Genomic DNA, 19,794 nt, shown 5'->3' with positions numbered 1-19,794 from the left:
AAGGATGAATCTGATTTGCGTCCAAAAGGGAATCCCAATTGCGATTCCACCTAAAATCATCCCGCTCTAAAACAAGGGCCGCGAGCCGCGATCCTTTATCAATCCGCGTTGACCTGCAGGCTATTTCTTCGAGGCCTCGTAGAGCGCCTTGGTTTCGGCGTTCATCGGATAAAGTCCGGGCAACGGCGTGCCTTCGTCGATCCTGGTCATGATCCAGGCTTCCATACGTTCCTGTTCGGGCGCTTCGGCCAGCACCGCGTCGAGCAGACCGGCGGGGATCAGCACGGCGCCGTCCTGGTCGACGACGATAATGTCATCGGGGAAAACAGCGACGCCGCCGCAACCGATCGGCTGCTGCCAGGCCACGAAGGTGAGGCCGGCGACCGAGGGGGGCGCAGCGACGCCGCGGCACCAGACCGGCAGGTCGGTGTCGAGCACGCCGGCAAGGTCGCGCACCACGCCGTCGGTGACGAGGGCGGCAACGCCCCGCTTCTGCATGCGGGCGCAGAGGATATCGCCGAAGATGCCGGCATCGGTGACGCCCATCGCATCGACGACGGCGACACAGCCTTCCGGCATCGCCTCGATTGCGGCGCGCGTCGAGATCGGCGAGGCCCAGGATGCCGGTGTCGCCAGATCTTCGCGGGCCGGCACGAAGCGCAGCGTGAAGGCCGGGCCGACGATACGCGGCTGGCCGGGCTTCAAGGGAGTGGCGCCGCGGATCCAGACGTTCCGCAGGCCCTTCTTCAGAAGAACGGTTGTCAGTGTCGCCGTCGAGACGGTCTTAAGGGTTGCTATCGCTTCAGTACTAAGGGCCACGGTTCTTGGGTCCAATCCGGTTTCTGTCAGATGCTCTGGATCATGCCGCCGTCGACACGGATCACCGATCCTGTGAGATAGGAGGCCGCTTCGCTCGCCAGGAAGGTGACGACATTCCCATACTCTTCCGGCCGGCCATAACGGCCGAGCGGAATGCTGCTGGTGCTCTCAGTGACGATGTCATCGATGGGGCGGTTTTCGCGTTTGGCCTTCTGCTCGTCGAGAAAGGTGATGCGGCCGGTGGCGATGCGGCCCGGCAGGACGATGTTGACGGTGATGCCGTCGCGCCCGACCTCGCGCGCCAGGGTTTTCGACCATCCCACAAGAGACAGGCGCAGTGCGTTCGAGATGCCGAGATTGGGGATCGGCGCGACCACGCCCGATGAGGTCGATGTGACGATGCGCCCCCATTTGCGCGCCCGCATCTCTGGCAGCACGCGATCGGTAATGGATATGACGGAGAGCACCATGCTCTGGAAATACTGATTCCAGAGGGCTGTGTCCTGGCCGGAGACGGTGGTCGGCGGCGGGCCGCCGGTATTGTTGACGAGGATATCGACCGGGCCAAACCGGCGTTCGATCGCAGCGACATGCGCCTCGATCGAGCCGAGATCGGAAAGATCCCATTGCCGCGCCAGCGCCTTGCCGCCTTCGGATTCGATTGTGGCAACGGTCTTCTCGGCGGCGGCGAGATCGATATCCACTGCTGCAATTCTGGCGCCTTCGCGCGCAAGCTTGGCGGCAATCGCGCCGCCCAGTCCGCCGCCAGCGCCGAGCACCAGGGCCGTCTTATCCTTCAGGCCGAAATCCATCCGGTTGTCTCCTATATGACCGGACCATCTTTCGGAGAAAAGGATCGTAAATAAAATATCGCTTTTGCATGGTTCAAGAGATAGAAAAACTATCGATGGACACACGTTTTCTCGAAACCTTCATCGTCGTTGCCGAGCGCCATTCGCTGGCGGAGGCCGCTCAGCGGCTGAACCTCACGCCGGCCGCCGTTGCCCAGCGCATTCGCGCATTGGAGGCCGAGCTCGGGGTGCGGCTGCTGATGCGCTCCGGCCGTGTCATGCGGCTGAGCGAGGCGGGTTTTGCCATTCTCGAACGCTGCAGGGAATTGGTGCGCGATACACGCGATCTGAAGGCGATGGCCGGCACCGCGATGATTTCGGGCGAGATGCGGATCGGCGCCATCAATACGGCGCTGACGGGCATCATTCCCGACATTCTCCACCGTCTCGCCGAGGATTATCCGCTGATCGAGATATTCATCAAGCCGGGCGCTTCGATGGACCTCTATACCGAGGTCCTGAACGGCATGCTGGACGCAGCCTTCGTCATCGAACCGCGATTTCCGATGCAGAAGACGCTGACCTTCAACACGCTGCGCCAGGAACCGCTCGTGCTGATTGCCCCGCGTGACTGTGAGGGCGCGGATCCGCTCGAACTGTTGAAGGCCCGGCCCTTCATCCGCTACGACCGCAACCAGTGGGGCGGTCATATCGCCGACGAATATCTGCGTGAGGTCGGCATCAGACCAGTCGAGCGTTACGAACTCGACGCGCTGGAGGCGATCGCGGTGATGGTCAATCGGGGTCTCGGGATCTCGATCGTGCCGGATTGGGCGCCGCCCTGGCCGGCCGGTCTCGATATCGTCAAGCTGCCCCTTCCCCGCGCCTCTGCCGTGCGCACGGTCGGCATTGTCGCTACGCGCGCTTCGCCGCGAGCAAACCTGATCGCCGCACTTCTGGAAACCAGCCGTGCGGCGATGAGAGCCTGATCGGCTCAGGCGATCTTCTGGCGGACCGGCAGTTTCCAGCCGGGCCGGACGAAGTGACAGGTATAACCGTTCGGAATCCGCTCCAGATAGTCCTGGTGCTCGGGCTCGGCCTCCCAGAAATCGCTGACCGGCACGACCTCGGTGACGACCTTGCCGGGCCAAAGGCCGGATGCGTCGACATCAGCGATCGTATCCCTGGCGACGCGCTCCTGCTCGGGGCTGACGTAGAAGATCGCCGAGCGATAGCTCGTGCCGACGTCGTTGCCCTGGCGGTTGCGCGTGCTCGGATCGTGGATCTGGAAGAAGAATTCGAGGATTTCGCGGTAGCTGATCCTTGCGGGATCGAAAACGATTTCGATCGCCTCGGCGTGGGTTCCGTGGTTGCGATAGGTGGCATTGGTCACATCGCCGCCGGTATAGCCAACGCGGGTGGAAATCACGCCCTTGTACCGGCGGATGAGGTCCTGCATGCCCCAGAAGCAACCACCGGCGAGCACTGCACGTTCTTCGGTCATTGGATATCTCCTTGTTTGCCCAGAGATAGTGTCTGACATCGCAGATTTCCATACGGGAGTCCGCCGCATGGCGCCGGTTCATGCCTTCGTCCGGAAACCGTCCAGCAGCCAGGGATGCAGCGCCGTGCTGGCGGCCACGATATCGCCGCGTCCGTCGACCGCGGCCCCGGAAAACCGGGTGACGATACCGCCTGCCTCTTCGACCATCAGCGCCGAGGCGCCGAAATCATGGATCGACAGTCCGTCCTCGAAGAAGCCATCCAGCCGGCCGCAGGCGACATAGGCGATCGACAGTGCGGCCGAGCCCAGGCGGCGCACGCCTGCTGTATTGGCCATCAGGCGTTTGATGGCACCGAAATAGGTTTCTTCCGCAACCGCCTTCACCTGGCCCGGGATCGGCAGACCGGCGCCGATCAGCACGTTCTCGATGTCCGCGACATTGGCGCAGCGGATCGGTTCGCCGTTGAGATAAGCCCCGCCGCCGAGCTCGGCGCTGAACAGCTCATCCAGCATGGCATCATAGACGACGCCGGCAACGAGCCTGCCGCCTTCGGCGATTGAGATCGTCATGCCGAAATGCGGGAGGCCCCAGGCGTAATTGGTGGTGCCGTCGATCGGGTCGATATAGATGATCGGCGTTTCCGGCCCGGCCGTGCGGTTGCCGACGGCTTCCTCGCCCTGGATGGCATAATCCGGAAAGGCCTTGATCATCTCATCGACGATAATCCGCTCGACGGCGACATCGATCTCGGTCTGGTAATCTCGCGGCGCCTTGGCGAGCATTTCCCCGGATGTTCGCCGCCTGAGCGAAGCCCGGGCCGTCTCGCCCGCCTTCAACACCGTTTCGGCAAGAACGATGAGGCGGGATGACGCATTGGGGGAAAGGCGCGCTGATATCGGAGAAGATGTCATGTGGAAATCCGGATGCTGCAGATATGACGAAGTGAATCGTGCGGAGCCACTCCCTTCGCAGAGACCGATGATGGTTTTATGAAGCCGCCCGCCCTTGAATGAAGGATGTTATATCAGGCGATCCGTCGATGCATCGAACAAATGAATCTGGTCCGGATCGACCGAAATCCCGATCATGTCTCCTGCCTTGACCCTGTCGCGCCGCGTCTCGACGATCGTCAGCTCCGGCTGGGTCTCGGCCACGATGAAGGTCGCGGAGCCGGTCGATTCGACGAAGGCGATCGGGACATCGAAGCTGCCCTCTCCAGGCGCGACGACGCCGATATGCTCCGGCCGGATGCCGGCGACGAGCGTGCGCCCCGGCTCGATAGCGCGTGATATCGCAAGCTTCTGCTTCACCGCCCCGAAATCCAGGATCAGGCACTTGCCGTCTTCCGCGGCGATCGCGGGAATGAAATTCATTGCCGGCGAACCGATGAACCCGGCAACGAACCGGTTGGCTGGCCGGTCGTAGAGTTCAAGCGGCGCGCCCTGTTGTTCGATGATGCCGTCGCGCATCACCACCACATGGTCGGCCATGGTCATCGCTTCGACTTGGTCGTGGGTGACGTAAACGAAGGTGGCGCCCAGCCGGTCGTGCAAGGACCGGATTTCCTTGCGCATCGAGACACGCAGCGCGGCATCAAGGTTGGAAAGCGGCTCGTCGAACAGGAAGGCCTGGGGGTTACGGATAATGGCGCGGCCCATGGCGACGCGCTGGCGCTGGCCTCCGGAAAGCTGGCGCGGATAACGGTCGAGCAGCCGGGAAAGACCGGTGATGACAGCGACTTCCTCGGCTTTCTGTTTTGCCTCAGCCTTAGGGACGCCGTGCATTTTTAGCGAATAGGTCAGGTTCTGTTCCACCGTCATATGCGGATAGAGGGCGTAACTCTGAAAAACCATGGCGATATCGCGCGACCGCGGCGGCACGTCGTTCATCACCTTGCCGGCAATCTTCAGCGTGCCGCCGGTAATTTTTTCCAGCCCGGCAAGCGAACGGAGCAACGTGGACTTGCCGCATCCGGACGGACCGACCAGCGCCACGAACGTGCCCTTGGGAATTGAAAGGTTGACGTTCTTCAGCGCGTGAAAGGCGCCGTAGTGCTTCTCGATGCCCAAGAGTTCGATTTGGATGTCCTGGCTCATACCGAAAACCTTGCTGGTTCCCAACCGGGACCGATGAGATAGCTAAGCGTGAAAGACGTCGTCATTTGACTGCTCCGGCGGCGATGCCGCGCGTTAGCGTGCGCTGGAAGATCAAGAAGAAGATCACGGTCGGTATTATACCCAGGAAAGCCGCGGAGGCCTGCAGCACCGGGTCCGACATGTTTTGACCGCGGGTTAGGCCCATGGCGACCGAGACTGTCTGGTTGTTGTTGGACACCAGCATGACGAGCGGGATCAAGAATTCGTTCCAAGTCCAGATGAAAAAGAAGGTTCCCAGGACCATGAGCGTTGGCCTCAGCATCGGGACGACTACGAACCACAGCGTTTTCCAGTGGGTCGAGCCATCCATCTCCGCCGCTTCGAGGATTTCCTTGGGAAAGGTACTCAGCACGGTCGAGAGCAGGTAAGTCCCGAAGGCGCTTTGCAGGACCGCGAAAATGATGATCACGGAAAGCTGCGTATCATAGAGGCCGCTTGCTTTTGCCATGTAGTAAAGCGGGTAAATGATCGACTCCTGCGGCACCATGATGCCGAGAAGAAAGACCACCAAAATCACGCGTGAACCCGGCACCTTGCCGACCCCGATCGCATAGGCGTTGAACAGGCTTATCAGTACCCCCAACACCGACACACCGAGACTGATCACCAGGCTGTTAAGCAGCTTGCGACTGAAATCAGACACCGTCCAGAATTTTTCGATCGCCGTGAGATCGATCGACCGAGGAATCGAAAGCGGCCCGCCGACTGCGTATTCGGCGCTTGCCTTGACGGCGTTGAGCAGAGCAAGGAAAAACGGAAAGAGCGTAAAGGCGAGGAGTAGAATAAGAGTGGCCAGCACCACCCACCGCATGGGATCGCGTCGCGCGCGATCGGCTGCCGCCGTCGCCCTTGCCTTAGTCGTACCATCGCTGAGAACCGAGTAAGCCATGATCTATTCCTTCGCCTCCTGCTGGCTCTGGAAGCGTAGAAAAATCACAGCCAAACCGATCGTCAGAGTCGTTTGTACGACCGCGATGGCTGCGGCATAGCCGACGCGTTGCGTTGTGAAGAAGTGGTAGTAAGTCAGATAGGATGGCACCAGGGTGGAATTGTCGGGGCCGCCGGCGGTGATGACAAATATTGGCGCAAAAACTTTAAGTGCGGCGATCAGCGTGGTCAGCACAACGACGAAAATCTCCGGCGCCAGAAGCGGAATGGTGATCGTCACCAGCCGGCTCCACCAGTTTGCCCCATCGAGCTCGGCAGCCTCGTAGAGAGAAGGGTCGATGCGCGAAAGACCAGCCATGAAAACCACCAGACAATAGCCGACCTGTATCCACACTATGACGAGCGAGACGGCAGCAAGCGCGTATGTCGCATCGCCGATCCAGTTCTGGGCCAGATTATCAAGGCCGATGGACTTTAGCGTGATGTTGATGACACCGACGGGATTGAGAATCCAACCCCAGAGCACGCCCGCGACCGTTACGGGCAGAATCTGCGGCAAGTAAAAACCGGCCCTGAAGAAGCTCGAGACCCATTCCCCGAATTGGTCCCTGACGTAGTCGAACAGCAGAGCGGCCAGCACCAGGCCGATACACACCGGTATCACGGTCATCGAGACGATGAACAGCAGCGTGTGATACATCGATCCCCAGAATTGGTCGTCCGTAAGCAGGCGAGAATAGTTCTGCAGGCCGACTGGTCGCGGCGTGCCAACGCCTTTCCATGCCGTGAAGCTCAGCCCGAGATTAGCAAGCTGCGGTATGAGCACGATCAGAATGAAGCCGACCGCCCCCGGGATGAGGTAAAGGCTATAGCTTCGTGAACCGTCGCTCCATCGCTGGCTGGAAATGGCCATATCATTCTTCCTTCAGCCTCCCATAATGGGCTGCGCCAGAGGCACAGCCCAGCGTTCAGGGTCGCGCTACTGATTTTCCTGCGCGTCGTCGTAAATCTGCTTAATCTGTTCGACGAACTGTTCGGCAGTCAGACTGCCCTGGAAGAGACCAGTGTCTTTCTGATTGAGCACGTCGTAGTAGCCGGGGACCGGCCAGTCAGGATAGAAGCCGAGGCCGCTTTTGTCGGAGATCTGCTTGAAAACCGCTGCGGCGTTCTTGCCGATGGGGTTGGTGATGGCGGAAAGATCAGCCGCAATCGGCACACCGCCGGCATTGCCGAGTTCAGCTTGGTACTTCGGCGACAAGGTCAGGCTGATCCACTCGGCGGCGAGATCCGGATTCTTGCTACCCTTGGGAACGACCCAGAGATTGCCAGTCGAGCCGACCGAATATTTCGGCGTCGGAATTACGAACTGGCCCCACTTGAAGTCCTTGATGGTCGACGCGAAAGTACCGAGATTCCACGTGCCCGAGACGTACATCGGCGCCTTGCCGGAGGTAAAGAGCAGAGCCGCGTCCGGGTCCTTCATGCCCGTGGAGTCCTTGTTGATGTAGCCCTTGCCCACCCAGTCGACCAATGTCTGCGCCGCATAGAGATACGGTGCGCCGTCGAGGGGGGCCTTCAAACCCTGATAATTCTGGACCCAGGCGTCATCGGCCTTGGTATAGGCGAGAGAGGCAAGCAAGTGCTGGCCACTGGTGTCGATGGCGCCGAGCGCGAGAGGCGTGAGACCCTTCTGCTTGAAGGCTTCCATGTCAGCCACCCACTCTTCGAGCGTCGTCGGCGGCTTGAGGCCTGCCTTTTCGAACATGTCAATATTGTAGAAGCACGAAACATATTCGCCGAAGACCGAGACGCCCCAAACAGGGCCGGAGCCATAGATGCCCTTTTCGTCATAACGGCTTAGGACAAAATCGCCTTCGTTAAGGATCTTGTCCCAGCCTTCCTTCTTCACATAGTCATCCAGATTGGTCAGCAATCCCTGGCTTGCAACCAAGCCGGCGGTCGCATTGCCCTTGTTGTACTCGAGCACGTCGGGGGCCTGATCGGAATTGAGGATCATGCCGCCTGAGGCCTGCAACTGCTGAAAGGTCTTCTGCTCGAAGCTGACGGTGATATCAGGATGTTTCGTCTTGAACTCTTCGAGCGCTTTCTTCCAGACAATGCCCTGAGCCGTGGTCGGCTCCTCGAACCACCAGATCTTGAAGGTCTTCTGTTCGGCATGGACGGTCGATGTCATCAGCATCGCCGTGCCGAGCGCTAGCGCCAGTCTTGCAATTCTTTTCATGCTTTCCTCCCAAAAAAGCGGCTGCGCCGCGAAAAGACCAAGTTAGTCATTCATGGCGCAGTCGGGCCTCCCAGCCCGGCGGCGCCCTATCCTAGGCGGTCGATCAGGGATCAACAACGAAATCTCCGCCCCGGCATTTCTTCAGATAGTTCAGCCCGTGAACCTGACCAGTCATTTCAAGCGCGTCGCGGTAGACCGGGTCGTGCCAGCCTTCGATGTCGATCGAGCCGGACCAGCCGGCAAGGCGCAGTTCGGAAATGATGTCGGTCCAATTGCTGTCACCGAAGCCCGGCGTGCGCATGAAGACGAACTTCTCCTTGCCGAAGATGCCGTGTTCCTTGATGACCTCCCAGCGGATGGTCGCGTCCTTGCCGTGGACGTGGAAGAACTTGTGCGCCCATTTGCGGATCTGCGGCAAAGGGTCGATCAGATAGACCATCTGATGGCAGGGTTCCCACTCCAGGCCGATATTCTCGTCAGGCGTCTCGTTGAAGATCAGTTCCCAGGCATCGGGATTGTGGGCGATGTTCCAGTCGCCGCTTGCCCAATTGCCGTCCATGGCGCAATTCTCGAAGGCAATCTTAATGCCCTTGTCGGCAGCGCGCTTGGCAAGCTCGCTCCAGATTTGCTTGTAGCGCGGCAAGCTGTCGGTCAGCGGCTTACCTCGGATGCGGCCGGTGAAGCCGGCAACGCAGGTGGCGCCGAAATGATGGGCGTTGTCGATGCAATCCTTCCATCCCTGCAGCGTCTCCAGGTCGATTGCGCTCTCTTCCAGCGGATTGCCGAACATGCCGAGCGTCGAGATGGTGATGTCGCGGTCGCCGATCGCATCAAGGCAGCGCTTGCCGAGCTCGGCAAGGTTCTGGCCCTTGGTCGTCTGCCAGAAGAAGGGTTCGAAGCTTTCGAAGCCCATGCCGGCGATCTCGCCGATGCGGGTTGCTGCATCGCCGTTGTTGCCACTGACCATGGTGCCGATGCGAATGGATTTTGCAGGATTGCTCACGTCACGTCATCCTATGCTGAAATTTCGATGCGCCGGCCGGTCTTGGCGCTTTCGATCGCGCCGAAGACCATGGCAAGGCTTCTGATATTGTCGGAATTGACCGTTTCCGGCTGTTTGCCGGTGCGGATCGCCTCGATGAAATCGGCGATGACGCTGGCGTGCCCATGGGTCTCCTCGTCGTGTTCCGGACCGGGAACGTTTACGGAAGCAGTGCCGCGCAAAAGGCCGGGCTCTTCGCCGCCGACGGCCGCGCTGAAACTCTCCTCGCCGTCCCAGGTGAGCATGCCCTTCGAGCCGACAAGCCGCCACTGGCTTTCCCAGCTGGTGCGCTCGCCCTCGGCGCACCAGGAGCCGCGATAGGTAAAGATGACGTCGTCGGAAAATTCGAAGATGGCATTGGCCGAGGCGCCGTGCCGGTACCAGGAGCCCTTTGGATTGCGCTCGACGCAATAGACGGCGAGTGGCTTCCGGTCGGCGACGTAGCGGGCCGCATCGAAGGTGTGTATCGCCATGTCGAGAAGCAGAACATTGTCCATCTCTTCGCGGAAGCCGCCGAAATGCGGCGCCAGGAAAAAGTCGCAATGGACGGCGGTGAGTTCGCCGATCGCCCCGCTGTCTACGAAGCGGCGCAGGCGCCTGACGCCTGAGATGAAGCGTCGGTTCTGGATGACGGCGTGGATGCGGCCGGTCTCTGTGGCAAGATCGATCAGCGCCGCACCCTCGGCAAGCGACGCGGCCATCGGCTTTTCGCTGAGCACATGGCAGCCGGCCTTCAGCGCGGTCGAAACGACGTCGTAACGGGCCGCCGGAATGACGATGTCGAAAACCAGATCGGCCTCGGTGGCGGCGATGACCGCGGAGAGCTCCGAACCGATGACGGCGCCCTCAAGACCGAACTCAGCGGCGAGCTTCTCCGCCGTCTCCCGGTTCAGGTCGACGAGGCCAACGATAGTGATGAAATCGGCCAGAGCCGGGTTGGAAGCGATGGCTCGCAACCAACCTTTGGACATAGCTCCGCACCCGCACAGAATGGCACTGAATTTCACGATTTCCTCCGGGGGATGGCGTCAACTCTCCTCGTGACACGCACTCCGTAAACGTTTACGAATGTTGGCGGAAACATTTTGCGATGTCAAGAGACGCCAAATGCGAAATTGCGGGTGGGAGGGACAACGCAGCCGATGAAAGGGATTCGCCAGCTTGCCGAACACCTGGATATTTCAATCGGCACGGTCTCCCGGGCGCTGAACGGCAAGCCCGATGTCAACGAGGAAACCCGCCGACGCGTGCTGGCAGCAGCCGAGGAACTGGGCTACGTCGCCAACCAGTCGGGACGGAGTCTCAGACAGGGAGAGACGAAAGTCATCGGGCTAATGATCGAATCCAGCACGGAGGCGGTCGAAAATGCCGACAACTTCTTCATCGGCGTTACCAGCGGGTTGCAAAGTGTGTTTGCCCGCCACAAGCTCGACCTCGTCATGTTGCCCTGCCCCAGCGATGAGGACCCGCACGAATATCTGAAACGTATCGTGGCTCGGCGAATCGTCGATGCGATGATCATCTCGAATATGCAGCGCATCGACCGGCGCATCGATCTTCTGTCTCGGGCAAAAATCCCCTTCATTGCGGTCGGCCGCAGCCTTTCCCCAGGCAATTTCCCTTGGATCGATCTCGATTTCGAAGGTGTCGCCGACCGTGCCGTCGAACGGCTGGTCGCGCGCGGCCATCGGCGGATCGCGATCACTGCACCATCGAGCGAGGTCAATCTCGGCTATGTCTTTCTCGAAAGTTATCGCCGCGCGCTCGAACGGCGCGGTATCGCCTTCGACCCGTCACTCGTCATCCGTGTCAAGTCGAGCGAACACGGCGGCTATCAGGCGGCGCATGAATTGCTGGTGCTTAAAGAGCGTCCAACAGCGGTGATCCTGATCTACGAATTGATGGCAATCGGCCTCTACCGCCGGCTGATGGAATCGGGTGTGATGCCCGGCCGCGACCTTGCGGTGATCGGCTTCCGCGACGCCCCGCGCGCAAGGTTCCTGCAGCCCTCGCTCAGCTGTTTCCGCATGTCGCTTTACGATCTCGGTATCGCGCTCGGAAGGACGCTTCTCGCCAATATGCCGGCCTATCGCCAGTTCTATCCTGACGACGGCCGCAACGTCGTTTGGCCGCTCGAACTGGTGCCGGGAGAAAGCGATGCGTTCGATCCCGGGACCGGCGAAAAGGAATTCGAACCCGAGCGGTTGAGCTTCGACGACAGGACCGTCGAGTTCTGATGGTATTTCTCCTCGCCGTGCGGAGCTGTGCCGCCGCAGCGTCGCCTCATGCGCCTGATACAAAGAACCGGTTCTCCGGACGCGGCAAGCCGAGATGTTCTCGCAGCGTCGTGCCTTCATATTCGCTGCGGAATAGGCCGCGGCGCTGAAGCTCGGGAACCAGCCGTTCGGTGACGTCGAGCAGACCCTGAGGCAGATAGGGAAAGACGATATTGAAGCCGTCCGAGCCCTCCTCGTCCAGCCAGCCCTCCATCTCGTCGGCAATGCTTGCCGGTGTGCCGACGAAGGCAAGGCCGGCATAGCCGCCGTAACGCTGTGCCAACTGTCGTACCGTCAGATTTTCTTCCGCGGCCAGCTTCAGCACTTGGGCGCGGCCGGTCTTGCTAGCATTGGTGTCGGGGATATCGGCTGGCAACGGCGCGTCGGGATCGAAGCCGGAAGCGTCGTGGCCGAGCGCGATCGAAAGCGAGGCAATGGCGCTATCATAATGCACCAGGCTGTCGAGCGTGGCGCGCTTAGAGCGGGCCTCCTCGATGCTGTCGCCGACGATGACGAAGGCGGCGGGCAGGATCTTTAGATGGTCGCGGTTGCGGCCGATCGCTTTCATGCGACCCTTGATATCGCCATAGAGCGCCTTACCGGCGGCAAGATCGCGCGGCGAACAGAAGACCATCTCGGCGGTTTCGGCGGCAAGCTGGCGGCCGGGATCGGATTGGCCAGCCTGGACAATGACAGGCCAGCCCTGCGGCGGGCGGGCGATATTGAGCGGCCCGCGGACACTCAGTTCCTCGCCCTTGTGAGCAAGCACATGCATTTTTTCCGGATCGAAGAACAGGCCGCTTTCCCGGTCGCGGATGAAGGCGTCGTCGGCAAAACTGTCCCAGAGGCCGGTTACAATATCGTAGAATTCGCGGGCGCGATGATAACGTTCGCCATGTTCCATATGTTCGTCGAGACCGAAATTGAGCGCGGCGTCGGGGTTAGACGTCGTGACGATGTTCCAGCCGGCGCGGCCGCCGCTGAGATGGTCGAGCGAGGCGAAACGCCGGGCGATGTGATAGGGCTCGTCGAAGGTGGTGGACGCGGTCGCGACAAGGCCGATGCGCTCCGTCACTGCCGCCAGCGCCGAGAGCAGCGTGAAGGGCTCGAAGGAGGTCACGGTGTGGCTGCGCCTCAGCGCCTCGACCGGCATGTTGAGCACGGCAAGATGATCGGCCATGAAGAAGGCGTCGAATTTCGCCCGCTCCAGCGCCTGCGCGAAGGACTTCAAATGTGCAAAATTGAAGTTGGCGTCCGGGTAGGAACCGGGATAGCGCCACGCGCCGGTATGCAGACTGACAGGACGCATGAAGGCGCCGAGGCGTAACTGCCGTGGGGTCATGATCTTCCTCATGGATCGGGCAAGGCAGCCGCCTGCCCCGGGCTGGACGTTTTTCCACCGCTGCGGCGACGCACCGGATGACGGATACGTAGGAGGTCGCCGAATTCAAATCGAGGCCGGCAGCTCTATTCCGGGCAGGAATTTCCTCGCCTTCCCTCCCGCGCCGTCGCGCGAGGGTTGGACCGAAACACTAATCGCGACGGCCGGAGGCTGGTAAGCAAACACTTTTTATTTTCGACCACATCTATAGAATTTGTACTCTTATCTCGGCGCTCGATTTCTTTCACCGATAGGATCGAAAGAATTGGAGACATCAATGAATACCGTGCTGAGGCAAGCAGATCAGATCCGGCCGGTGGCCGCCCGTATCGGCAGCGACGAGGAAGCGATCGCAACCGCCCGCAGGCTGGCGACGCAATTTGCCGCGCGCGCCGCCGAGCGCGACGCCGACCGTCTCCTGCCCTTTGCCGAACTCGATCTTCTCGCGCAGTCCGGACTTCTGGCGATCACCGTGCCAGCGCAATATGGCGGGCTCGACGTGTCCAACGCCGTGCTTGCCGAGATCACCGCGATCCTGGCGCAGGCGGACGGTTCGATCGGCCAGATCCCGCAGAACCATTTCTATATTCTCGAGGCGCTCAGAACCGACGGCAGCGAGGAGCAGCAGCGCTATTTCTTCGGTCGGGTGCTTGCCGGCGACCGCTTCGGCAACGCGCTTTCCGAGCGCGGCACTAAGACGGTCGGCCATTACAACACCCGCATCACGCGCGACGGCCCGGGTTACCGGATCAACGGCCGCAAATTCTATTCGACCGGCGTCCTCTTCGCCGACTGGATCACCGTCTTTGCGCTCGATGCGGAGGAGCGGCTGACCATGGCTTTCGTGCCGAAGGGCACTGAAGGCGTCGAGATCGTCGACGATTGGGACGGTTTCGGCCAGCGCACCACCGGTAGCGGCACGACGATTTTCGAGAATGTCTATGTCAGTGCCGATTCCGTTGTCTTCCACCACAAGGGCTTCGAGCGGCCGACGACGATCGGATCCGTCGGCCAGATCATCCATGCCGGCGTCGATCTCGGCATCGCCAGGGCGGCCTTTGCCGAAACGCTTGAGTTCGTCAGGACGAAATCGCGCCCCTGGATGGATAGCGGCCTCGAGCGCGCCTCCGACGATCCGCTGACGATCGCCAAGGTCGGGCAGATTGCCATCCGGCTGGAAGCCGCAACGGCCCTCGTCGAGCGCGCCGGCCACAAGGTCGATGCCGCGCAGGTCGAGACGACGGAGGAAAAGGTGATCGCCGCGACGCTGGCGGTCGCCGCCGCCAAGGTGCTGACAACAGAGGTGGCGCTCGAGGCTTCGAATACGCTCTTCGAGCTCGCCGGAACCTCGTCCGTGCAGATCGGCCTCAATCTCGACCGCCACTGGCGCAATGCCCGCACCCACACGCTGCACGACCCGGTGCGCTGGAAATACCACGTCGTCGGCAATTATCATCTGAACGGCGTGACGCCGCCGAAGAACGGCGCGCTCTGAGTCTTCGGCTTATTCCAAATGAAAACCCCGCTGCCGGCGCCGGCAGCGGGGTTTGCTTTCCATATGGAAGCGCTCGCCTCAACTGTAAAGGCTGACCTCCGGTATCCTGCTGTTCAGCACGAATTCACCGACTTCCCTCGCCTTGTAGAACACCGGATCGTGCAGCGTGTGGGTGCGGACATTTCGCCAGAACCGGTCGAAGCGGTGTTTGTCCGCGGTCGAGCGTGCGCCCGTCAACTCGAAGACGCGCGAGGTAATGTCGAGCGAGGCATGGGTGGCGTGGACCTTGGCGGCATAGGCTTCCGCCGCCGCTTCGCCGCGCTCGCGCGCCGTTACATCGCGGCCGCGGGCAAGGCCGGCCTGCACTGCTGATGCCGCGCTGTCGGCAAGGGCTACTGAGGCCTTCAGTGTCGCGGTGAATTCGCCGACGCGCTCAAGGATATAGGGATCGTCGGCGGCGCGCTCGACGCCTGAGGTGATCCACGGCCGGGTGGTGGTTCTGACATAATCGACGGCCGCCTGCAGCGCGCCTTCGGCCGTGCCGAGATAAAAATTGACGAAGACCAGTTGGATGAACGGTGTGTTGAAGGTCGACAAAACAGGCGGCGCCACATCCGCTGCGGCGGGGACGCCGACGAAATCCTCCTCGTAGACGGGGAAATCGTGGAACTCGACGCTGCCGCTGTCGGACAGGCGTTGGCCGATATTGTCCCAGTCATCGTTGGCGACGTAACCCGGGCGATTGGTCGGCACGGCGAAGCCGGCGATCTTGTCGTCGAGCGTCGCATTGGCATTGATGTAGTCGGACACCCGGGCGGCGGTTGAGAAGGATTTGCGGCCGTTCAGCACATAGCCGTTGCCGCGGCGGGTGAGCACCAGTCCGGGGTCGCGCGGATTGACGGCTGCACCCCAATAGAGGTTCTTTGCCACCGTCTCGCTGCCCAGCGCATGGGCGCGCGCGGGTTCGAGCGCCCAATAGATATATTGGCTGTTGACATAGTGGTAGCCGAGCAGCTGGCCGATCGAGCTTTCGCCGCGGGCAAGAATGCGCACGAGCTTCAGCCCGTCGACCCAATCGAGGCCGCTGCCGCCGATTTCTATCTGATGCAGCGCGTTGAGCAGCCCGGCATTCTTCAGTTTGACGATCTCGGCAAACGGCGGCCGGCCGTCGCGGTCGAGATCGGCGGCGCGCCGGGAGAGGTCGGCCGAGATCTCCTCGGCCCGGGCAAAGAGGTCTTCTCGCGTCGGGTTGCGGCTCACCGCGAAGATGACATTGGACTGGCTCATTAGCGGAACTCCAATTGAAAAGAGGATCCGGCGCGAGCTGCCGCCCCCGCCGGAAGGATCGAAGTGAAAGCCCTAGAACAGCTTGTCGGGGATCCAGCTCGCGGTCGCCGCGTCGCTCGTGCTGAAGGCCGGGATCTTTGCGGCCAGTTCCTCGATCGTCTTGACGCCGGCCGCGCGCAGGCTCTCCTGCGTCAGCAGCGCCGGCTTCACGGTAATCTGATGGGGAACCGTCTGGCCGGCGATTTCGAGGGCGGCGGCGCGGATGGAAACGGCTCCGACGACGGCCGGGTTGGTCGCGACGGTCGCGACCCACGGGCTGCCTTCCTCGGTGATTTCCTGGATATCGGCCGTGGAAACGTCGGCCGAATAGATCTTGAGCTTTTTCGATATGCCGAGGTCGTTGGCGGCGAGCTTCACGCCACGGGCGAATTCGTCATAGGGAGCGAAGACGACTGAAATATCGGGATTGGCGGTGAGCGCGGCCTTCGCCTGGTCGGCGGTCGAGGTCGCCGTCGTGTCGCTGACATTGCCGAAGCGGGCTTTTTCGACCACGCCGGTATTTTCGGACTTGAACTTATCCCAGACTTCGTTGCGGCGGTCGAGCGGCGCAAAGCCGGCGACATAGACGTAGCCGGCGCTGAAGCTCTTGCCATTGTCCTTCACCGCCTGTTCGAGAGCCAATGATGCGAGTTCGTGATCGCTCTGCTCCACCTGCGGAATCTTCGGATTGTTGAGGTTCACGTCGAAGGCCACCACCTTGATGCCCTTGTCGAGGGCCTGCTGCACGACATCGCCGAGCGATTCCGGCAGACCGTGATCGATGACGATGCCGGAGACGCCGAGATTGATCGCCTGCAGGATCTGCTCCCGCTGCTCGGCAGCGTCCTGCCGGCCGGGGAAGACGCGCAGGTCGATATCCAGCGCCTTGGCCTGGGCCTCAGCACCGGCCTGATAGGCCTGGAAGAAATCACCAGCCGAGATGTAGCTGATCAGTGCTACCTTCACGCCACCCTGGTCGAAGGGCGCCGGCGCGCCGGACAGGCCGTCGGCGCTTGCACCCTGAATGAAGATGAAGGGAATGACGGCGGCAGACAGTGCAAGCCGTGCGAGGGATTTCATCGTCGCGTTCCTTTTAGCAAAAAGAGGCGTCGTCTGACAGGACCGGCAGCCCTCGCGACGCGTTGGATTATTTAGATATAATCTCTATGTTTTTAGTAGAGTAAATGATCCGATTTTACCTGCTGCGGGAGATTCTTTGTTTCCCGCAGACAGTTTGCAAGGGAAAGGCGTGCCTGGAGTTCGACCGTCCGGAGAGGGCACACTCCCGATACCGATACAGCCCCGGACAGAATCGATGCCGCTTCTTCAGATCGAAAACCTCACCCGCAGCTTCGGCTCGACACGGGCACTTGCCGGTGCCGATCTTTCGATGGAGCGTGGCGAGATCGTGGCACTGATGGGGGCCAATGGCGCGGGCAAATCGACGCTGGTCAAGATCCTGTCCGGCGTGCTTGCGGCCGACGGCGGCAGGGTCAGTTTCGACGGCCGCCCCTTTGCACCACGCAGCCCGGCCGAAGCGGCAAGAGCCGGCGTCGTCACCGTGCATCAGTCGACCGATCTGGTCGGCGCCGCCGGACTGACTGTTGCCGATGCCCTGCTTCTCAACCGGTTCGCCGATCGCAGCACACCCTTCTTCGTCTCGCGCGCCGGCATTCGTCGCGCCGCACAAGCCATGCTCGATGCTGTCGGTTTCAGCCTTCCGCTCGATCGTGATTTCGGCGAACTCACCAGCGCCGACCGGCAACTCGTGGCAATCGCCCGAGCGCTTGCCAACCGCGCCGACCTCCTCATCCTTGACGAGCCGACGGCGAGCCTTTCCGGAGAGGAAAGCCGCCGCCTCTTCGATATTCTGCTCAGGCTTCGCGAGCGGGGCCTGGCAATCCTCTATATCTCCCATCGCACAGCCGATCTCGAAGCCATTGCCGACCGCGCGCTTGTCATGCGCGGCGGCCGCGTCGTCGGCACCTTCGCGCGGCCGATCAATTTTTGGGCCGCCATCGAGACGATGATCGGCCGCAGGCTGGATGCGGCCCGGCCGGATGCCCGGCCGGCGACAGGACCTGCGATTTTCGAAATGCGCGATATCAATCTTCTGCCCGGAAGTGTGACCTTCGATCTGTCGCTGCATGCAGGCGAGGTGGTGGCTGTGACCGGCGTGCTCGGCGCCGGCAAGAGCCGGCTGCTCCAGGCGATCTTCGGCGTGACGGCGCTTCACCGCGGTGCGATGTTCCTCGACGGCCGTCCCTACCGGCCGAAAAGCCCGGCCGAAGCGATCGCGGCGGGTATCGCGATGGCGGCCGAAGACCGGCATCGTTCCTCGCTGATGCCGCCGGCATGGCCCGGCCATTCGCTGTCGGCGACGATCAGCCTGCCGCATCTCGACAAATGGTATCCGCACGGTTTTCTCCTCGGCGGACGGGAGCGGCGCGAGGCCGAGCGGGCGATTGCCCGCCTCGGTATCAAGGCCGCCGGCCCGCTCGCTTCGATCTGGTCGCTGTCCGGCGGCAACCAGCAGAAGGCGGTGATCGCCCGCTGGGAGGCGGAACCAAGCCGGCTGCTGCTGCTCGACGAACCCTTTCAGGGCGTCGACGTCGGCGCCCGCCACGACATCATCCGGGCAATCCGTTCCCGCACCGACCGGGCGACGATGATCGCGACCTCCGATCCGGAGGAGGCCTATGAGGTGGCCGACCGCATCCTGGTCATCGACCACCACGTGTTGGAACCCGCTGCAAGCGGCTTTGCCGCTCTTTCCGCCACTCAGGAAATATCCGCATGACGACGATCGACAACGACACTCTTTCCCAGGCAAGCGCGCGGCCAAAGGCGCCGCCTGAAGCCGAGAGCGGCCGTCTCGCCGCTCTCGGGGCCTTCCTGCGGGTGGGCGCGGTGTTCATCCTGCTTGCGGCTCTCGTCGTGGGCTTTGCCATCGCCGAGCCCGCCTTCATCAATATTGCCAATCTGATGAGCATCCTGCAGGCAGTGTCGGTGGTTGCGATCCTCGGGGCCGGCGTCACCGTCACGCTGGCTGTTGGCGGCTTCGACCTGTCGATCGGCGCGGTCGCCGCATCAAGCGTCATGGCGGCGAGCTATGCGATGATCGTCTGGGGTCTGGATGCCTATGCGACGGTGCCGCTGGTGCTCGCCTTCGGCGCCTTGGTCGGACTCGTCAACGCCCTGCTGATCGTCCGCCTGAAGGTGCCGGACCTGCTGGCGACATTGTCGACAATGTTCCTGCTTTCCGGCCTGCAGCTGATCCCGACTGCCGGCCGGTCGATTTCAGCAGGCCTCACGCTGCCTGACGGCTCGAAGGCGACCGGCGCCTACGACCCCGTCTTCCTGCTGATCGGCCGCTACAGCATCCTCGGCACCTTGCCCGTTTCCGTGGTGCTGATGACGGCGGTCGCCGTCGCGCTTTTCATTCTCACCGAACGCACCCGCATCGGTCGGCTGCTGTTTGCGACAGGCGGCAACGAGGTCGCCACCCGGCTTGCCGGCGCCTCGACCGTCAGGCTGAAGACGCTGGCCTATGTCCTGTCGGGCACGCTGGCCTCGCTCGGCGGCATCGTCATTGCCGCCCGCGTCGGGCGCGGCGACATTTCCTCCGGCGGCTCGCTGCTGATGGATTCTGTCGCCGCCGCGCTGATCGGCTTTGCCGTTCTCAATCTGCGCCGACCGAACGTGCTCGGCACCATCGCCGGCGCCGTCTTCGTCGGCGTGCTCCTGAACGGCCTCACCATGCTGAACGCTCCCTACTACACCCAGGATTTCGTCAAGGGCGCCGTGCTCGTCGCAGCCTTAGCCCTGACCTACGGCCTCGGCCGCAGCAATTCTTAAATTCCAAGGAAGAAA

At 61.7% G+C, this 19,794-nt stretch carries 18 protein-coding genes; 5 read left to right on the top strand and 13 right to left on the bottom strand.

Annotation, left to right across the window (positions count from 1 at the left end; all coding sequences use genetic code 11):
• Positions 1-120 precede the first annotated feature (120 nt).
• Together ATY29_RS20415 and ATY29_RS20410 are read right to left on the bottom strand one after the other, a co-directional pair.
• The gene (locus tag ATY29_RS20415) at positions 121-819 is read right to left on the bottom strand and encodes a ribonuclease activity regulator RraA (RefSeq protein WP_097537176.1); all 699 of its coding nucleotides are present in this window, start codon (positions 817-819) and stop codon (positions 121-123) included.
• Positions 820-845: 26 nt separating this feature from the next.
• Entirely contained in the window at positions 846-1,631 is a 786-nt protein-coding gene (locus ATY29_RS20410; protein WP_097537175.1) for an SDR family oxidoreductase, read from the bottom strand.
• A gap of 95 nt (positions 1,632-1,726) precedes the next feature.
• Here ATY29_RS20410 and ATY29_RS20405 point away from each other — a divergent pair, with 95 nt between their 5' ends.
• Complete coding sequence (locus ATY29_RS20405) at positions 1,727-2,599, top strand: LysR family transcriptional regulator (protein WP_097537174.1); 873 nt, start codon at positions 1,727-1,729, stop codon at positions 2,597-2,599.
• 5 nt (positions 2,600-2,604) lie between these two features.
• Here the strand turns inward: ATY29_RS20405 and msrA are convergent, their stop codons facing one another.
• The 8 genes from msrA to ATY29_RS20365 form a co-directional block, all read right to left on the bottom strand.
• Entirely contained in the window at positions 2,605-3,114 is a 510-nt protein-coding gene (msrA, locus tag ATY29_RS20400; protein WP_097537173.1) for a peptide-methionine (S)-S-oxide reductase MsrA, read from the bottom strand.
• 78 nt (positions 3,115-3,192) lie between these two features.
• Positions 3,193-4,026 (bottom strand): inositol monophosphatase family protein, encoded by an 834-nt coding sequence (locus ATY29_RS20395; RefSeq protein WP_025418024.1) that lies wholly within the window; start codon positions 4,024-4,026, stop codon positions 3,193-3,195.
• A 108-nt stretch (positions 4,027-4,134) separates the two neighbouring features.
• On the bottom strand, positions 4,135-5,211 hold the full coding sequence (locus ATY29_RS20390; RefSeq protein WP_097537172.1) for an ABC transporter ATP-binding protein: 1,077 nt from the start codon (positions 5,209-5,211) through the stop codon (positions 4,135-4,137).
• A gap of 61 nt (positions 5,212-5,272) precedes the next feature.
• Positions 5,273-6,160 carry a carbohydrate ABC transporter permease gene (locus ATY29_RS20385; protein WP_025418026.1) on the bottom strand — a complete coding sequence of 296 codons (888 nt, stop codon included), beginning with the start codon at positions 6,158-6,160 and terminating at the stop codon, positions 5,273-5,275.
• Between the two features lie 3 nt (positions 6,161-6,163).
• Positions 6,164-7,072 carry a carbohydrate ABC transporter permease gene (locus ATY29_RS20380; RefSeq protein ID WP_025418027.1) on the bottom strand — a complete coding sequence of 303 codons (909 nt, stop codon included), beginning with the start codon at positions 7,070-7,072 and terminating at the stop codon, positions 6,164-6,166.
• A 66-nt stretch (positions 7,073-7,138) separates the two neighbouring features.
• Positions 7,139-8,401 carry an ABC transporter substrate-binding protein gene (locus ATY29_RS20375; protein WP_097537171.1) on the bottom strand — a complete coding sequence of 421 codons (1,263 nt, stop codon included), beginning with the start codon at positions 8,399-8,401 and terminating at the stop codon, positions 7,139-7,141.
• Positions 8,402-8,504: 103 nt separating this feature from the next.
• Positions 8,505-9,404 carry a sugar phosphate isomerase/epimerase family protein gene (locus ATY29_RS20370; RefSeq protein WP_025418029.1) on the bottom strand — a complete coding sequence of 300 codons (900 nt, stop codon included), beginning with the start codon at positions 9,402-9,404 and terminating at the stop codon, positions 8,505-8,507.
• A gap of 11 nt (positions 9,405-9,415) precedes the next feature.
• Positions 9,416-10,450 (bottom strand): Gfo/Idh/MocA family protein, encoded by a 1,035-nt coding sequence (locus ATY29_RS20365; protein ID WP_097537170.1) that lies wholly within the window; start codon positions 10,448-10,450, stop codon positions 9,416-9,418.
• A 135-nt stretch (positions 10,451-10,585) separates the two neighbouring features.
• On the opposite strand from ATY29_RS20365, the gene ATY29_RS20360 reads away from it, so the two are divergent.
• Positions 10,586-11,680, top strand: coding sequence for a substrate-binding domain-containing protein (locus tag ATY29_RS20360; RefSeq protein WP_025418031.1), 1,095 nt, complete (start codon positions 10,586-10,588; stop codon positions 11,678-11,680).
• A gap of 46 nt (positions 11,681-11,726) precedes the next feature.
• Here ATY29_RS20360 and ATY29_RS20355 read toward each other — a convergent pair whose 3' ends face one another.
• Positions 11,727-13,061, bottom strand: a complete 1,335-nt coding sequence (locus ATY29_RS20355; protein ID WP_097537169.1) for an LLM class flavin-dependent oxidoreductase — start codon at positions 13,059-13,061, stop codon at positions 11,727-11,729.
• A gap of 316 nt (positions 13,062-13,377) precedes the next feature.
• On the opposite strand from ATY29_RS20355, the gene ATY29_RS20350 reads away from it, so the two are divergent.
• Positions 13,378-14,595 (top strand): SfnB family sulfur acquisition oxidoreductase, encoded by a 1,218-nt coding sequence (locus ATY29_RS20350; protein ID WP_097537168.1) that lies wholly within the window; start codon positions 13,378-13,380, stop codon positions 14,593-14,595.
• 78 nt (positions 14,596-14,673) lie between these two features.
• On the opposite strand, the gene ATY29_RS20345 is transcribed toward ATY29_RS20350, so the two are convergent.
• Both ATY29_RS20345 and ATY29_RS20340 read right to left on the bottom strand, forming a co-directional pair.
• Entirely contained in the window at positions 14,674-15,882 is a 1,209-nt protein-coding gene (locus ATY29_RS20345; RefSeq protein WP_097537167.1) for an acyl-CoA dehydrogenase family protein, read from the bottom strand.
• Positions 15,883-15,954: 72 nt separating this feature from the next.
• Entirely contained in the window at positions 15,955-17,001 is a 1,047-nt protein-coding gene (locus ATY29_RS20340; RefSeq protein WP_097537166.1) for a substrate-binding domain-containing protein, read from the bottom strand.
• Positions 17,002-17,236: 235 nt separating this feature from the next.
• Between ATY29_RS20340 and ATY29_RS20335 the strand changes: the two genes are divergently transcribed.
• Positions 17,237-18,721 (top strand): sugar ABC transporter ATP-binding protein, encoded by a 1,485-nt coding sequence (locus ATY29_RS20335; RefSeq protein WP_097537165.1) that lies wholly within the window; start codon positions 17,237-17,239, stop codon positions 18,719-18,721.
• A complete protein-coding gene (locus ATY29_RS20330) occupies positions 18,718-19,779 on the top strand; it encodes an ABC transporter permease (RefSeq protein ID WP_097537164.1) in 1,062 nt (353 codons plus the stop codon). Before ATY29_RS20335 ends, ATY29_RS20330 begins: the two co-directional genes overlap by 4 nt.
• Positions 19,780-19,794 lie beyond the last annotated feature (15 nt).

This window comes from Rhizobium hidalgonense (assembly GCF_002914525.1).
GTDB classification, from domain to species: Bacteria; Pseudomonadota; Alphaproteobacteria; order Rhizobiales; family Rhizobiaceae; genus Rhizobium; species Rhizobium hidalgonense.
Note: the sequence above shows the minus strand (reverse complement) of the source record. Positions and strands in the feature narration are given on the sequence as shown.

Bases quoted from the DNA above. Each gene is read 5' to 3' on its own strand.
- ATY29_RS20410 (WP_097537175.1), bottom strand. From the start codon at position 1,631: ATGGATTTCGGCCTGAAGGATAAGACGGCCCTGGTGCTCGGCGCTGGC.
- ATY29_RS20405 (WP_097537174.1), top strand. From the start codon at position 1,727: ATGGACACACGTTTTCTCGAAACCTTCATCGTCGTTGCCGAGCGCCAT.
- msrA (WP_097537173.1), bottom strand. From the start codon at position 3,114: ATGACCGAAGAACGTGCAGTGCTCGCCGGTGGTTGCTTCTGGGGCATG.
- ATY29_RS20395 (WP_025418024.1), bottom strand. From the start codon at position 4,026: ATGACATCTTCTCCGATATCAGCGCGCCTTTCCCCCAATGCGTCATCC.
- ATY29_RS20390 (WP_097537172.1), bottom strand. From the start codon at position 5,211: ATGAGCCAGGACATCCAAATCGAACTCTTGGGCATCGAGAAGCACTAC.
- ATY29_RS20385 (WP_025418026.1), bottom strand. From the start codon at position 6,160: ATGGCTTACTCGGTTCTCAGCGATGGTACGACTAAGGCAAGGGCGACG.
- ATY29_RS20380 (WP_025418027.1), bottom strand. From the start codon at position 7,072: ATGGCCATTTCCAGCCAGCGATGGAGCGACGGTTCACGAAGCTATAGC.
- ATY29_RS20375 (WP_097537171.1), bottom strand. From the start codon at position 8,401: ATGAAAAGAATTGCAAGACTGGCGCTAGCGCTCGGCACGGCGATGCTG.
- ATY29_RS20360 (WP_025418031.1), top strand. From the start codon at position 10,586: ATGAAAGGGATTCGCCAGCTTGCCGAACACCTGGATATTTCAATCGGC.
- ATY29_RS20355 (WP_097537169.1), bottom strand. From the start codon at position 13,061: ATGACCCCACGGCAGTTACGCCTCGGCGCCTTCATGCGTCCTGTCAGT.
- ATY29_RS20350 (WP_097537168.1), top strand. From the start codon at position 13,378: ATGAATACCGTGCTGAGGCAAGCAGATCAGATCCGGCCGGTGGCCGCC.
- ATY29_RS20345 (WP_097537167.1), bottom strand. From the start codon at position 15,882: ATGAGCCAGTCCAATGTCATCTTCGCGGTGAGCCGCAACCCGACGCGA.
- ATY29_RS20340 (WP_097537166.1), bottom strand. From the start codon at position 17,001: ATGAAATCCCTCGCACGGCTTGCACTGTCTGCCGCCGTCATTCCCTTC.
- ATY29_RS20335 (WP_097537165.1), top strand. From the start codon at position 17,237: ATGCCGCTTCTTCAGATCGAAAACCTCACCCGCAGCTTCGGCTCGACA.
- ATY29_RS20330 (WP_097537164.1), top strand. From the start codon at position 18,718: ATGACGACGATCGACAACGACACTCTTTCCCAGGCAAGCGCGCGGCCA.